Source organism: Novosphingobium sp. BL-A-41-Hi4A-0G, assembly GCF_055521735.1.
Genome location: NZ_JBVFVU010000003.1, coordinates 143,167 through 157,418, shown reverse-complemented (window position 1 = coordinate 157,418; position 14,252 = coordinate 143,167). Strand labels below are relative to the sequence as shown.

The following is a 14,252-nucleotide window of genomic DNA, read 5'->3' as shown; positions in this document are numbered from 1 at the left end:
CGAGGTAAGCGAAAGGCGGGCATGTACGACTGCGTAATCATAGGCGGCGGTCCCGCAGGGCTGACAGCCGCAACCTATCTAGGCCGGTTTCTGCGTTCTACGCTGGTCATCGATGCTGGCGATGGCCGGGGGTCCTCCATCCCGACGACACATAACCTCCTCGGTTTTCCAGACGGTATCTCTGGCGAGAATCTGCTTGTTCGCATGCATCAACATGCCGCCCGCTACGGTGCCGAATTGGTCACCGGAGAGGTCGAGCGCATCGACCGAGCCGAGGAGGGTTTCGTCGTCGAAACGAAAGCGGAAATCTTCGGTGCGCGAACAATATTACTTGCCCAAGGCGTGACAAATCATCGACCGCGAATGGCGCAGGAAACGCATGATCGAGCCGTTGCCCAAGGGCTGATACGCTATTGCCCGATCTGCGACGGCTATGAGGTCCGCGGCAAGCGAGTAGCCGTGCTGGGCTGCTCCGACCATGGTGCGGCCGAGGCTCTGTTCGTTCGCCACTACAGCGACACCGTGACCTTACTCGCCCAAGACGGCTCGCAACTGTCGGACGCCGAAGAGGCAGATCTGGCTCGAGGCGGTATTGCGGTCGAACGCGCGCCAATCCGGGACTTGTCGATCGATGGTGAGAATTTGCTCGCCCATTTGACTGATGGCCAATTGCTCCCGTTCGACACCCTATATGTTGCCCTTGGAACCTCTCCTCGCTCGGAACTGGCGCGAATGGCTGGCGCTGAACTGAGCCCGGCAGGTTGCATCGTGGTTGACGAGCATCAGCAAACGACGGTCGGCGGCCTGTTTGCTGCCGGCGACATGGTTGAAGGGCTGGATCAAATTGCGGTCGCGGCAGGCCAGGCGGCGAAGGCCGCGACGGCCATCCACAATCTATTGTCCGGCTGACGTGGGAACGCGCCAAGGTACGCGCGCAAAAATGAATGTGGGCCGGGCTTGACCCTGACATGATGTCAGACCCCAGATTGACCTTCGTCGATAAGGAGACGAGTCTGTGACTGATCCTCTTCCAGCGAGCAATTCTGGTGCGCACGGCTGCTGCGCGGGCAAACACGGCGGCGACGCCGACGCGAAGACGGCCAAGGATCCGGTTTGCGGCATGATGGTCGATCCCACGGCAACGCCACATCATGCCTCGCATGACGGCGAGGACTATCATTTCTGCAGCGCCGGCTGCCGCACGAAGTTTGCCGACGACCCGGTGCGCTACTTGTCCGCGGGTGACACAGAGGCGGCGGTCGCCCAACCAGGCGCGATCTGGACCTGCCCGATGCACCCGGAGATCCGCCAAGACCATCCCGGGCCATGCCCGATCTGCGGCATGGCACTCGAGCCGGACCTCGTGACGGCAGACACCGGGCCAAGCGGCGAACTGCTGGATATGTCCCGGCGTTTCTGGATCGCGCTGTTGCTCACCATCCCGGTCTTTGTGCTGGAGATGGGCAGCCACCTGTTCCCGGCGCTGCACAATCTTGTGCCGGCCCGTCTATCGGGATGGTTGCAATTCGCGCTGGCAACCCCGGTCGTACTCTGGGCAGGCTGGCCATTCTTTGAACGCGGTTGGGTGTCCATCCGGACGCGCAACCTCAACATGTTCACGCTCATCGCAATGGGGACGGGCGTGGCCTGGGCCTATAGCGTGGTCGCAACCTTCGCTCCGAGGATCTTCCCCGCAGCGTTTCGGATGATGGACGGCACAGTCGCAATCTATTTTGAGGCCGCCGCCGTCATCACCGTTCTCGTGCTGCTGGGACAGGTGCTCGAGCTACGTGCCCGAGAACGGACCTCAGGCGCGATCAAGGCGCTGCTCAACCTCTCGCCCAAGACCGCGCGCCGCATTGGCGCGAACGGGGATGACGAGGAGGTGTCGCTCGACCAGGTCGCTGTCGGCGATCGTCTCCGTGTTCGACCGGGTGAAAAGGTGCCGGTCGATGGGAAGGTCGAGGAGGGCCGATCCTCGCTCGATGAGTCAATGGTGACGGGAGAATCGATGCCGGTCACGAAGGCGCTCGGCGACGTGGTCATCGGCGGAACGATCAATCAGAGCGGCGCGCTCGTCATCCGCGCCGAGAAGGTCGGCCGCGACACGATGCTCGCGCGCATCGTCCAGATGGTCGCTGACGCGCAGCGTTCGCGGGCACCTATCCAGCGACTGGCCGATCAGGTCGCGGGATGGTTCGTGCCCGCCGTTCTGCTGATCGCGCTCATTGCCTTTGGAGTATGGGGTATCTGGGGGCCGGAGCCGCGCCTGGCCCATGGCCTGATCGCCGCCGTCGCCGTCCTCATCATCGCCTGCCCCTGCGCCTTGGGGCTGGCGACGCCGATGTCGATCATAGTCGGCATCGGCCGGGGCGCTGGGCTCGGCGTGCTGATCAAGAATGCCGAAGCCCTGGAGCGGATGGAGAAAGTCGACACGCTGGTCGTCGACAAGACAGGCACGCTGACCGAGGGACGGCCATCGGTCACCCGCATCATTCCCGCGGCAGGCTATCAGGAGACCGAGGTGCTGCGGCTCGCCGCCGGCGTGGAGCGGGCGTCCGAACATCCGCTGGCACTGGCCGTGGTCGCCGCCGCCAAGGATAGGGGGATTGCGCTTCCCGAGGTCACCGACTTTGATTCACCGACCGGCAAGGGCGCGATCGGCACGGTGGATGGCAAGCGCATCACGCTCGGCAACGCCCGTTTCTTGTCAGAAAGCGGGATCGACGTCGGCGCACTCGAGCAGAAGGCGGACGAACTGCGCCAGGATGGTGCGACCGCCATCTTCCTCGGCATCGACGGGCAGGCGGCCGGAATTCTTGCCATTGCCGATGCGATCAAGGCGACGACAGCCGAGGCCATCGCGGCGCTTCGCAAGGAGGGCATAAGGGTTGTGATGCTGACGGGCGACAATCGCACTACGGCGCAAGCGGTTGGGCGGAAGCTCGGGATCGACGATGTCGAAGCCGAAGTGCTGCCGGATCAAAAGAGCGCAGTAGTCGCGCGACTGAAGGCTGAGGGCCGTATCGTCGCCATGGCCGGCGACGGGGTCAATGACGCGCCTGCGCTCGCGGCGGCTGATGTCGGCATCGCGATGGGCTCCGGCACCGATGTCGCGATTGAAAGCGCGGGCGTGACGCTGCTGAAGGGTGACCTGAACGGCATTGTCCGTGCGCGCCGGTTGAGCGAGGCGACGATGTCCAATATCCGTCAGAACCTGTTCTTCGCTTTCATCTACAACGCCGCAGGTATCCCGATCGCAGCGGGGCTGCTCTATCCGATCTTCGGCATCCTCCTCTCCCCGATCATCGCGGCGGCGGCGATGGCATTGTCCTCGGCCAGCGTGGTCACCAACGCGCTCCGCCTCAATCGGGTGACATTGTGAACATAGGCGGCGCGTCGGGCGCGAGTGGGGTCTCGCAGCGGATGATCCGCCACTATGAGAAGATCGGCCTGATCCCGTCGGCCGCACGGCGGGATAGTGGCTATCGCGACTACAGCGAAGCCGACGTCCATCGGCTTCGTTTTATTGCAAATGCCCGCGATCTCGGCTTTCCGATCGAAGAAATCCGACAGCTGCTTTGTCTGTGGTCCGATCGCGATCGCGCCAGTTCGGAGGTCAAGATGTTGGCGGAATCGCGCGCCGCCGACCTCGGGCGGAAGGCGGATGCGCTCAACGCCATGCGGGAAGCGTTGCTCGACTTGGCAAAAGGCTGCCACGGCAATGAGCGGCCCGAATGTCCGATACTCGCGCGTCTGGCCTCCTGAGCCGATCCTACAGGTCTGCTAACGGCGAGAGATCGCAAGTTCAGCCCTTGGTGACCGTAAACTCGATGAGAGTTGCACGCTGCCGTACCAAGATTCGTTAGCCACGCTATGCCGGCATACAGCACGGCATCGCAAGAAGACTGCCCCAGTCTCGACAGCGTTCGATCCAGAGCGATGCGCGCTCAGTCGAGGACCACGTGCTTGGGGTGCTGCCCGGCGCGTTGCGGCAGAACAATGATAAGAAGCACGATGGCAGCGGTCAGAACAGCGGACGCCAACGGCCGGCTAAATGACAACCCGCCGTGATCCAGCGGTTTGTCAAGGAAATCGCCGACTGCAGCCCCGAGGGGGCGTGTCATAATGAACGCCGCCCAGAACAGTAGCACGCGACTGGCGTTTGTCGTGTAATATAGCAGCGCCAGTACGGCGAGCAGCCCCGCGAATATGATCGCGGCGCCGATATAGCCGAGGTTGCCTGTATCGGCCGTCCAGTCGCCGAGCGCAGTGCCCAACGTTTGCGAGAATGTAATCGTGATCCAGTAGAAGATCTCGGCCTTCGGCTCGCGCACGGTTTCGACTGAGATCGATCCGAGCGATCGATGCCAGACGATCAGCGAGGCCAGCACGCAGCCGAGCAGCAGTGCCGATCCTCCGGTATAGCCGATACCGAGCGAGCGGGTGGCGAAGTCTGCCATCGTCGTGCCCGCCGTCGTCGAGGCGATGATCGTCGCCCAATAGAGGAACGGGTGAAAGCGCGTCGCCGCCACTTGCCACCACACCAGGGCGACCAGCACCGTCAGGAAGATCGCGGTGCCGACCAGATAGCCGAGGTTCATCGTCATCGAGACGGTATCGCCGCCCGTTTCGCCGAGCGTGGTCGCGAGGATCTTGATGAGCCAGAAGCCCAGCGTGACCGCGGGCACCTTGCTCGCCAGTTCCCGCTCCGTCGGTTCCACCACGGCGTCTTCCTTTCGTCGGCTTCCGCGCGGTTCTAACGACACTCGACCGTGAGGTGCGCGAGTTCATGGACCGGCGCGAGCCGGGCGCGAATCTCGTCGCCGGTGACGCCCTGCCCGCTCACGACGCTGACGATCGCAGCGTGCGCTTCCGGTCCAACGCGCCAGACATGAAGGTCGGTTATGCGCGCGTCCCCCGGCGTCTCGACCAGCTCGCGCACTTCATCCTCGACATGATGATCGGTCGCATCGAGCAGCACCGATGCCGTGTCCCGCATCAGGGACCATGACCAGCGCGCGATCACGACCGCGCCGACGATCCCCATCACCGGGTCCATCCATACCCAGCCGAGATAGCGTCCGGCCAATAACGCCGCGATGGCAAGGACGGAGGTGAGCGCGTCGGCGAGGACGTGGATGTAGGCTGAGCGCATGTTGTTGTCGCCGCCATGCGCGCCGTGAGCATGGCCGTGTTCGTGTCCATGATGATCGTGCCCGTGATGGTGCCCGCCCGAAAGCAGGAAGGCGCTGGCGATGTTCACGCCCAAGCCGACCACCGCGATGATCGTCGCCTCCCCGAACGCTACCGTGATCGGCTGAAACAGACGAAGGATGGACTCGACGCCGATCCCGAGCGCTATCAGCCCCAGCACCATCGCCGACGCGAACCCGGCCAGATCGCCGACCTTGCCCGTGCCGAAGCTGTAGGCCCGGTTGGAGGCATGGCGCTTGGCATAGGCATAGGCAGCCGCGGCAACCCCGAGCGCGCCCGCGTGCGTCGCCATGTGAAAGCCATCGGCGAGCAGCGCCATCGAGCCGGTCAGGTATCCGGCGACAATCTCGACCACCATCATCCCGGCGGTGAGCGCCACGACCCACAAGGTTCGGCGCGCGTTGTCGTCGTGCGCCGCACCCAGGAATACATGATCGTGCGCAAAGGCTTCGATTTCGGGCAATGTCGCCATGAGGAAGTCCTATTTGGAGTAGCGACGGATCACCGCCAGCAATTCTTTGGCGCCGGCCGCCCGCTCGGCGTCATCGAGCCCTGCGCGGGACACATGCGCTTCTAGATGCTCGGCAATGATTTCGTACATGAGGCCATTCACCGCACCACGCACCGCCGCGACCAGGTGCAGCACGTCGGAACAAGAGGAATCCGATTGTAGTGCGCGCTCGACCGCCCCGACCTGTCCCGCAATTCGGCGCACGCGCGCCACCAGATCAGCATTCGTTTCGGACAAGTGAGCCATATCATACCCCCCTACCCTATCTAAACCCGCATGACAATCTTTGGTGGCGGGCTCGGGCGGCGCTCAAGGAGTTCAGCGCTCGCCGAAAAGCTCGCGCTGTGCCTTTTCCAACTCTTCAGTATAGCGCCGCCGGACATAGGTTTCCGAGACGACGCCGAGCACATGACGATCGGCCGACAACACGGCAAGTTCATCGGTGCGTGCTTCATCGAAATTCGTCATCACTGCGGCTATGTCCATATCCGGCGTCAGCACCACGTCGTGCCCGGAGGAGAGTGTGGCGACGCTGGCGTTCGGATCGAGCCCTTCCGCATAGGCGGCCGGTACGACTACGATACCGGCATAGACATCTTGCGCGTTGGCCAAGACAACCCTGCTGGTCGATCCGAGCGGGAAGGTACGCCGAAACTCCGCGATCGACATGGAGGCGGGCGTAGGCTTGGTTTCCTTTCGCATCATCCGCCCTGCGGTAAGGGTCTTCACCCATCCCACGTCGCGCGCGCTCTTTATCGTTTCGCCGCGCAGATGAAGTCGCCACGTCGAAAACGAATAGCCGAACAGCTCGCGCACGATGGTTGACGACACCAATGACGCAGCGATGACCGCCCCCGTCAGAGAAAAATCATGCGTCGCTTGCAGGACGAGCATTGCCATCGTCATCGGCCCGCCCACGACCGCGACGGCGAACGCCGCCATCCCCACTAGCGCGGCATTGCGCGGATCAACCACGGGATGTCCGACCATCAATGTCAGACTTTCGGCGAAGAGGTGACCGATCAGCGTTCCGAGAAACAGCGACGCAAAGAACAGCCCGCCCCGAAATCCAAATCCGAGCGATACGATCGACGCGGCGCTTTTGGCGAACAGCACGATCAGGATGAAACCAAGCGAGGCGCCGAGCGCCAGATCAGCGTGAAGCGCATCGTGCCCGGCCGAGAGGGACTGTGGCGACACAATCGCGATCGGGATCAACAACAGGCCGCCTAGCGCGGGGCGCGCCCATTCCGGCATCCCCGTTCGTCGCGTTCCACGCTCGACCAGCGCCACGGCGCGCATCAGTACGATCCCAACCAGCGCAGAGATAGCGCCGAGCCCTGCGTAGATCAGGTAATGGTGCGTCTCGACTGAGACGCTTGAGGCAGCGTCGATCAGATAGGGTTGCTGCAGGAAAGTTTGCGCGACTAGCGCACCGGCCAGAGCTGCAGCGGCCACGGGTGCAATCGCCGACGGCGTGTAAGCCCCGATAACGATCTCGAATGCGTAGAACGCCCCCGCTAGAGGAGCGCCGAACGCGGCGGCGATAGCCGCGCCCGTCCCAGCCCCGACCAGCGTTCGTTGATCGGCACGACGCAGCTTCAACCAACCGCCGAGCACCGATGCTACGGCCCCGCCCATTTGCGCATAGGCGGCTTCGAGGCCGACCGACGCTCCAAAGCCGTTCGAGAGAACCGTTTGCCCTGAAATGACAAGGCTATCCGGGAGCGACATGCGCCCGCCGTGCAGGGCATTAGCCTCGACCGCGTCCACCAGGCGGCGCTTGCGGGCACGGGTCGCGTATCCAAACGCTGTGAAGACAAGACCACCTAGCGGCAGAACGATTAGGCTCGGTAGTCCGAGAGCCGCGGCGCCGCTTAATCGCGTGTTCGGGGGTAGCGCGAATAACAAGTGCTGCAGAGTGCGCGCGAGCGCGCCCAGCACCACGCTCAGCAGGCCTGCAGCCCCGCCAATGCCGATCGCCAGCACGATGAACGATGCTTCGCTGGCGCGCAGCCACCCCCGAAAATCTCGCGCTAGCAGGCGGGCGCGCCTGCGAGTGATGATTTGCGCGGCTATGATGCGACGGGGGTCGGTCATATTCGCGACACGGTGGTCGCTGAACCCAAGCGACGCATGCGGCCCGCAGATGTGGCAAACAGGTAAAATCCGCCGACGAGCATCGGCAAGGTGAGCCACTGACCCATGTGCAGGCCGGTTCTCGCCGCGAAACCGACGAGCTGGGCATCAGGTTCGCGGAAAAACTCTACCGTGAACCGGGCCAGGCCATAGCCGATGAGGAACACCCCGACTAGCATACCGGGCCTTCGACGGGCATTGGTGAACCAGAACAAGCAGGCGAGCACGGCAAACAGTGCCAACCCTTCAAGTCCGGCCTCATAGAGTTGGCTTGGATGCCGGGCGAGGCCGTCATGGCTTCCCGGGAACACGATCGCCCACGGCAGATCGGATGGCTTTCCCCACAGCTCACCGTTCACGAAGTTGGCGAGGCGGCCGAAAAACAGGCCGATCGGCACCGTGCAGGCGACGTAATCGTGGACACGCAACCAATCTAAGCCGTGCCGACGCGCGAAGAGGATCAGCGCGAGCGATACACCGGTAGCGCCCCCGTGAAATGACATGCCGCCATCCCACAGCTTCAAAATCTGCAGGGGATGGAGGATCATTTCGGGTCCATAAAAGATCACATAACCGAGCCGACCCCCCAGGATGACACCCAGGGTCGCGTAGAACACGAGATCATCAGCTTGCGCGCTAATCATTGGAGCCGCGGGTTGGGCCAGCAGCCGAAGCAGATACCACCAGCCCGCGACGATGCCCGCGATGTAGGCGAGTGAATACCAGCGCAGATCGAGCGGGCCTAGGGAAAACGCGACCGGGTGGAGGCCCAGACCGGCAAACTGAATATGGTGCATCGCGACCAGCTTTCGGTGTTCCAGGAATGTTCAGAGTTGCGGCTGGTCGCTACCCCCTCTCTCGATCGAAACCAATTAAAGAACCAGCGGCAGGCCAAATCTTTTGCAGGTTCAAAAAAGCTAGGTTAGGTCAGATCAGCACCGTGACAGCTAGGAATAACCGCACCATGAACTTATTCCGATGCGATCAAGGCGCCCGCCTCCTTGAGCGCCGAAAACCCGCCTGGCACGTGGACGACGTTCTCGACGCCCATTTCCTTGAGCGATTTTGCGGCAAGGGCTGAGCGGGCGCCGGACCCACAATAGAGCACCAGCCGCGATCCTGCCGCGAGCTTGGCATTGTGAGTAGGACTTTCCGGATCGATCTGGAATTCGAGCAGGCCACGCGGGACGTTCACCGCGCCAGCGACCAGACCCGATTTCGCGACTTCCGCTGGCTCGCGAATGTCAACAAACTGAATATCGGGATTGCCGACGAGCCGGGCTGCTTCTTCAGGCGGGAGACTTTCGACAAGGGCATTGGCTTCAGAAACCAGTTGTTTCGAGGTACGTCGCGGCATAAATCTTCTCCTGTGCATGGGCTCTCAACCCTGTTCGGACTTGCCGCCAATCTGGCGTAGCCGCTCGGGCAGATCTGTCGGGCAATCACCGCAAAGCTTGTTCGCGGGCACGGCGATGTCGATCTTCTTGGGGTAAGGCAGATCGAGAGCGTCCATGATCGCCACAAACTCCTGAACGGTCTTGCCCGCGAGGCGGGGGTTCCGCTCGCGCTCCTGCGCCACCGTCGTGATGCGACGATGATTGTAATCGTGAGCGGGGAAGATCTGTCCGTCCCCCGGCAGGGTGAAAATCTTTTGCGTGACCGATTGATAGAGCGTGGCGGCGTCGCCGTTCTGGAAGTCGGTGCGGCCACAGCCGTCAATCAGCAATGCGTCGCCGGTAAAAGCGCGGAGAACACCGGGCTGATCAACCAGGTAAGTATGATGGGCGTCGGTATGCCCCGGCGTAAACAGCGGTTGAAGCGTGAGCGCGCCGACAGTCAGGGGCTGGTCCTCAGCGACCCCTACGTCAGCACAAGGAAGGCCGTCCATCGCGGGATACGCGATTTTGGAGCCGGTCAGGCTTCGCAGATAGCAGGCCGATGTGACGTGGTCCGCATGGACATGCGTCTCCAGCGTATAGGCCAGTTCAAGGTGGAGCTCCTGAAGCGCGGCAAGGTCGCGTTCGATCGACTCGAGGACGGGATCGATCAGGACGGCCTTGCGCGTCTCAGGACAGCCAAGGAGATAGGTGTAGGTCGAGGACTCCGGCTCGAACAATTGACGGAAAATCATGATCGGTCTCCAAAGGTGGTTAGGTGCCGATCCCGCCCAGGCTGCGGAACAGCATGTAGGTGGCCACGGCCAACAGGACGAAAGCGAACATGCGGGTGAGCAGGCCCTTATGGTCGGCGAGCCGGATGGCTATTTTCATGCCAGCGATGCCGCCACCGACCCCGCCTGCGATGAAGAAGCCGGCCACGCGCCAGTCCACGAGCCCTGACAGGGCGTAGTTGAAGGCTGTCGCCGAGCCGAACGCCCCCACGGAAAACAGCGACGAACCGACCGCGTTGAGGATAGGCATGCCGCTGCCGAGCATGATGCCGGGAACGATCAGAAAACCCCCGCCGATGCCGAAGAATCCTGACAGCAGGCCGGCGAGAAGCCCGATCACGACGAGCCGGACAGCGATCGGCCGCGTGATCCGCACGTCCGGGTCCCCGCCGCCAGACTTGCCGCGCAGCATGGAAAGTCCGACCACGATCATGACGCCCGCAAATAGCACCAGCAGGTGCTGACCGGCCACCATCTTGCCCAGGGTCGAGCCAATCAGGGCTCCGGCGACACCCGATACCCCGAAAACCAAGGCGCAGGGCCACTTCACGGTTCCCGCCCGGGCGTGCTGGACCAGGTTGGCGAAGGCGTTGGCGGCGACCGCCAGCGCGCTCGTGCCGATCGCCACGTGCGGGTCCTTCATGCCGACGACGTACAGCAATAATGGCAGGGCAAGGATCGAGCCGCCGCCGCCGATCACGCCCAAGGTGAAGCCAACGATCACACCGGATAGGAGGGTGAGGAGATCGACCGGCGTCATGGCTTAGCTCCCACCGCGGCCGCCTGGTGGCGCTGGAGGAGAGCGAAGAGGCCCATGCCGACGAGCATTGCGATGACGAACACCAGCGCCGCCGGTGCCCCAAGGCTCAACGCTACCAGGGCAGGGCCAGGGCAGTATCCGACGAGACCCCATCCAATGCCAAACAGAGCCGCGCCTGAGAGGAGCTTCCCGTCCAGGGAGCGGTTCGATGCACCGTTAAACGTAGCGGCGAAAAGCGGGGCCTCGCGCCTTCGGCCGAGCGCAAATCCCAACGCTGAAACGATGACCGCTGATACGAGGACCAGGGCCAGGCTTGGGTCCCAGGCCGGTGCGGTGACATCAAGGAACGCCAGAACCTTGCCTGGACTGACCATGGCCGAGACGATCAGACCCAAGCCGAAAATGGACCCTGAGGCCAGTGCAACGAGCAGCTTCTTCATTTTCTCATAGCCCAATGATGTGTCGGGCGACGTACACAGTCACCGCCGCCGTGATGAGGAAGATAGCGGTCGCAGCAAGCGACCGGGGCGAAAGCCTGGCGATCCCGCAGACGCCGTGGCCGCTGGTGCAGCCACTTCCGAGCCGTGTCCCAAACCCGACCAGGAGGCCGGCTGCGATCACGGCGATGAGGGGCGCCGGCGTGGCGAGGTTTGGGAGCACGCCCCCTGCCGCGCGGTAGAGCAAGGGCGCAGCGATCAGGCCGACCAGAAACATCCCGCGCCACGCCACATCGCCGTGAACGGGCGCAAGCACGCCGCCGACGATGCCGCTGATGCCGGCGATGCGCCCATTGGCGATCCACAGGAGCGAGGCCGAGAAGCCGATAAGCGCACCGCCCAGGATGGCCGAAAATGGGGTAAAACCCTCCATCGTCAGGATGCACCTTCCTCGACGTCGCCATCGGCGCAGAACAGCTTGTAGAGCTCAGTAAGGATCGGCAGCACGCGCTCCGACGTGATCCGGTAGTAGATAGTGGTTCTCGCGCGCCGAGTTCCTACCAGTCCCTCGTCGCGCAGCGTGGCCAGATGGCGGGACAGATTGGACTGCGTCAGTCCGAGGCGTTCGCCCAGTTCGGTAACCGACAACTCCCCCCCGAGCAGGCTGCACAGGATCATCAGCCGGTGCCGACTCGCCAGCGAACGGAGAAACGCCTCCGCTTCGCCGGCCTTTTTCTCCAGAAGCTCCGGAGACAGTGCGAGAAAAAGTGACACCGGCCCTCCAAGAATCTTATATGCAACATATATGATGGATAGGTGTTGAATCAAGTTTAGGAGCCGCCGTGAGCTACTATTGTGCCAAAACTAATGACGCAGCCGAGCTGCCCCGCGCGTTGGATCAGGTTTGATGCTCGATCGACGTTCGCTTTTGGCTGGCGGAGCCGCGTTGTTTGCCACCGCCGCGTGCTCGCGCTCCACTTCAGCTCTCGGCGACGGCGGGCAAAACCTGCTGCCGATGCCACCGCTGTTGGACGCGCGGTCCAATCGCTCGTTCGCGCTACGCGTCCAGTCGGGCACGACCTCCTTTTATCCCCGCCGTCCGAGCGACACGCTCGGGTACAATGGCAGCTATCTCGGACCGACGATCAGGGTGCGTCGCAGCGACGACGTGGCGGCTGCGGTGACCAACGGACTGAAGGTGAACACGACTGTGCATTGGCACGGGCTTCTGATTCCCGGAGAACTGGACGGAGGCCCTCACCAGATCATCGCACCAGAAGCGACCTGGCGACCTACGCTCCCGATCCGGCAGCCAGCAGCGACGCTCCTTTATCACTCGCACGTCCATGGGTTGACGGCCGAGCAGGTCTATTCAGGCTTGGCCGGGGCATTGCTGGTAACCGACGACGAAGAACAGGGTCTGGGCTTGCCCTCGGAATATGGCGTGGATGATCTGCCGCTGCTCATCCAGGATCGCCAGTTTGAAAGCGGTCGCCTTGTCATGCCGGGTGGCATGATGGTCGCAATGCAGGGGCGGCGCGGCGACACGATCCTGGTGAACGGCGCGGTGAACCCTTTGGCTGCGGTCCCAAACCGGTTGGTCCGCCTGCGGCTCGTCAACGCATCGAACGCTCGGATCTACGAACTTTCGTTCAGTGACCAACGAAGCTTTCATTGGATCGGCACCGAAGGGGGGCTGCTCGAACGGGCAGTGGCGCTTGAAGCCATAACCCTGGCCCCGGGACAGCGTGCTGAGCTTCTCGTCGACTTTACTGACGGCAGACCCGCTTCGCTTGTGACGGCGGCAGACACCAACAGCTCGATGATGGGCGGGATGGGTATGATGGGGCGTAGCGCCGGCAGGGCTAATGCTGACGCGCCCGCGACCGTGCTGCGGTTTGAGCCACGACCCTTGGGACAGGCTCGTGCCAGCGGGGCGGTGCCAACCCTTCTGGCATCACGAGCCCGGCCCGACGCTGGCAAGGCGGTGCGCCGCCGCCGCCTCGTCCTGAACATGGGTATGGGCGGCATGATGGGGTCAGGCGGCGGAGGTGGAGGCCTAACGATCAACGGCAAACCATTCGATATGAATCGCATCGATGAGACCGTGAAGCTTGGCTCCACCGAGATATGGGAGGTGTCTGGTGAACTGATGCGCCACCCGGTTCACATTCACGGCGTCCACTTCGATGTTCTTAGTCGGGACGGCGGTAAGCCCGATGTTCTTGATCAGGGGCCGCGCGACACTGTGCTTGTGAAGGAGCCCGTAGAGCTTCTCATCCGTTTCGATCATCCGGCCAAAAGCGCTCCCTTCATGTACCACTGCCATATCCTTGAACATGAGGATAACGGGATGATGGGCCAGTTCAGTGTCGCCTAGTTTTCACAGCGCTCATGCAGCCTCTGTTGCTCAAGAGGAGAGCAACATTGTTGAAAAGAGCTTTTTACCATGCTTTACTCGCGGCCACGACGCTGACGGGCGGGACATCGCTGGCCGCACCAACAGATCGCATCTAACCCGTTATCCCGCAGTTCGGCTGTATAGTGGCCGTGCCCAGCGATGCCGAGCGTCCCGATCCCACACTCCGCTATCGGGTCTTGTTCAATATCATCAGGGCCGCCAGCTCTCCCGACCAATTAACCTGAGCCTTGAGAAAGTTGCACGCTTCGTGAACCTGCTGGGCGCTGAAAAGGTGCGCCCGGCCGCTGGCGACATCGTCGTAATCATCCATGGCCTCGCAACCCCGCTCGTCCTGCGTGGCGCGCCATATGCGGCGCGCATGAACGTGGCTGCCAATCCGAACGTCGCGCTTATTGTGGACCTCCAGAATGCCGGTGTGTCGGTCCGTGTGTGCAGCCAAGCCATGGTCGGCAACAAGATAAGGCCGGATCAGGTGACATCCGGCGCGGCGATCAATGATTCCGCGCTCACGACGTTGGCCAGTCTCCAACTTCGGGGCTTCGCGCTGACACCCGATTGAAAACGCCGCTGAGCCCCGCGGCCGACAAGCTCGCGTG

16 protein-coding genes are annotated in these 14,252 nt (G+C 62.8%); 5 read left to right on the top strand and 11 right to left on the bottom strand.

Annotated features, from left to right (window positions below):
• The first annotated feature begins 21 nt into the window (after positions 1-21).
• The 3 genes from ACZ1JX_RS20605 to ACZ1JX_RS20595 all read left to right on the top strand — a co-directional run bounded on the left by ACZ1JX_RS20605 (position 22) and on the right by ACZ1JX_RS20595 (position 3,768).
• Positions 22-909 (top strand): NAD(P)/FAD-dependent oxidoreductase, encoded by an 888-nt coding sequence (locus ACZ1JX_RS20605; protein WP_465126917.1) that lies wholly within the window; start codon positions 22-24, stop codon positions 907-909.
• A gap of 211 nt (positions 910-1,120) precedes the next feature.
• On the top strand, positions 1,121-3,385 hold the full coding sequence (locus tag ACZ1JX_RS20600; RefSeq protein ID WP_465126968.1) for a heavy metal translocating P-type ATPase: 2,265 nt from the start codon (positions 1,121-1,123) through the stop codon (positions 3,383-3,385).
• Complete coding sequence (locus ACZ1JX_RS20595; protein ID WP_068075188.1) at positions 3,382-3,768, top strand: Cu(I)-responsive transcriptional regulator; 387 nt, start codon at positions 3,382-3,384, stop codon at positions 3,766-3,768. Before ACZ1JX_RS20600 ends, ACZ1JX_RS20595 begins: the two co-directional genes overlap by 4 nt.
• A 182-nt stretch (positions 3,769-3,950) precedes the next feature.
• On the opposite strand, the gene ACZ1JX_RS20590 is transcribed toward ACZ1JX_RS20595, so the two are convergent.
• From ACZ1JX_RS20590 to ACZ1JX_RS20540, 11 genes are all read right to left on the bottom strand, one after another.
• Complete coding sequence (locus ACZ1JX_RS20590) at positions 3,951-4,724, bottom strand: COG4705 family protein (protein ID WP_465126967.1); 774 nt, start codon at positions 4,722-4,724, stop codon at positions 3,951-3,953.
• A gap of 35 nt (positions 4,725-4,759) precedes the next feature.
• Positions 4,760-5,689 carry a CDF family Co(II)/Ni(II) efflux transporter DmeF gene (dmeF, locus tag ACZ1JX_RS20585; protein WP_465126916.1) on the bottom strand — a complete coding sequence of 310 codons (930 nt, stop codon included), beginning with the start codon at positions 5,687-5,689 and terminating at the stop codon, positions 4,760-4,762.
• 9 nt (positions 5,690-5,698) lie between these two features.
• Complete coding sequence (locus tag ACZ1JX_RS20580; protein ID WP_068075194.1) at positions 5,699-5,974, bottom strand: metal/formaldehyde-sensitive transcriptional repressor; 276 nt, start codon at positions 5,972-5,974, stop codon at positions 5,699-5,701.
• 72 nt (positions 5,975-6,046) lie between these two features.
• Positions 6,047-7,828, bottom strand: coding sequence for a chloride channel protein (locus ACZ1JX_RS20575; RefSeq protein WP_465126915.1), 1,782 nt, complete (start codon positions 7,826-7,828; stop codon positions 6,047-6,049).
• Positions 7,825-8,664: a prolipoprotein diacylglyceryl transferase gene (gene lgt, locus ACZ1JX_RS20570; protein WP_465126914.1), complete on the bottom strand. Its 840-nt coding sequence runs from the start codon at positions 8,662-8,664 to the stop codon at positions 7,825-7,827. The genes ACZ1JX_RS20575 and lgt overlap by 4 nt, the downstream gene beginning before the upstream one ends.
• Positions 8,665-8,837: 173 nt before the next feature.
• Positions 8,838-9,224, bottom strand: coding sequence for a rhodanese-like domain-containing protein (locus ACZ1JX_RS20565; protein WP_465126913.1), 387 nt, complete (start codon positions 9,222-9,224; stop codon positions 8,838-8,840).
• A gap of 24 nt (positions 9,225-9,248) precedes the next feature.
• Positions 9,249-9,998: an MBL fold metallo-hydrolase gene (locus ACZ1JX_RS20560; RefSeq protein WP_088182543.1), complete on the bottom strand. Its 750-nt coding sequence runs from the start codon at positions 9,996-9,998 to the stop codon at positions 9,249-9,251.
• A gap of 19 nt (positions 9,999-10,017) precedes the next feature.
• Entirely contained in the window at positions 10,018-10,797 is a 780-nt protein-coding gene (locus tag ACZ1JX_RS20555; protein ID WP_088182544.1) for a sulfite exporter TauE/SafE family protein, read from the bottom strand.
• Positions 10,794-11,237 (bottom strand): DUF6691 family protein, encoded by a 444-nt coding sequence (locus ACZ1JX_RS20550; RefSeq protein ID WP_465126912.1) that lies wholly within the window; start codon positions 11,235-11,237, stop codon positions 10,794-10,796. The genes ACZ1JX_RS20555 and ACZ1JX_RS20550 overlap by 4 nt, the downstream gene beginning before the upstream one ends.
• Positions 11,238-11,241: 4 nt before the next feature.
• Entirely contained in the window at positions 11,242-11,667 is a 426-nt protein-coding gene (locus ACZ1JX_RS20545; protein ID WP_088182546.1) for a YeeE/YedE family protein, read from the bottom strand.
• Between the two features lie 2 nt (positions 11,668-11,669).
• Complete coding sequence (locus ACZ1JX_RS20540; protein ID WP_465126911.1) at positions 11,670-12,008, bottom strand: ArsR/SmtB family transcription factor; 339 nt, start codon at positions 12,006-12,008, stop codon at positions 11,670-11,672.
• A 133-nt stretch (positions 12,009-12,141) separates the two neighbouring features.
• Between ACZ1JX_RS20540 and ACZ1JX_RS20535 the strand changes: the two genes are divergently transcribed.
• Together ACZ1JX_RS20535 and ACZ1JX_RS20530 are read left to right on the top strand one after the other, a co-directional pair.
• Positions 12,142-13,614 carry a multicopper oxidase family protein gene (locus ACZ1JX_RS20535; protein ID WP_465126910.1) on the top strand — a complete coding sequence of 491 codons (1,473 nt, stop codon included), beginning with the start codon at positions 12,142-12,144 and terminating at the stop codon, positions 13,612-13,614.
• A 289-nt stretch (positions 13,615-13,903) separates the two neighbouring features.
• The gene (locus ACZ1JX_RS20530; RefSeq protein ID WP_232016439.1) at positions 13,904-14,215 is read left to right on the top strand and encodes a DsrE family protein; all 312 of its coding nucleotides are present in this window, start codon (positions 13,904-13,906) and stop codon (positions 14,213-14,215) included.
• The last annotated feature ends 37 nt before the right edge of the window (positions 14,216-14,252 follow it).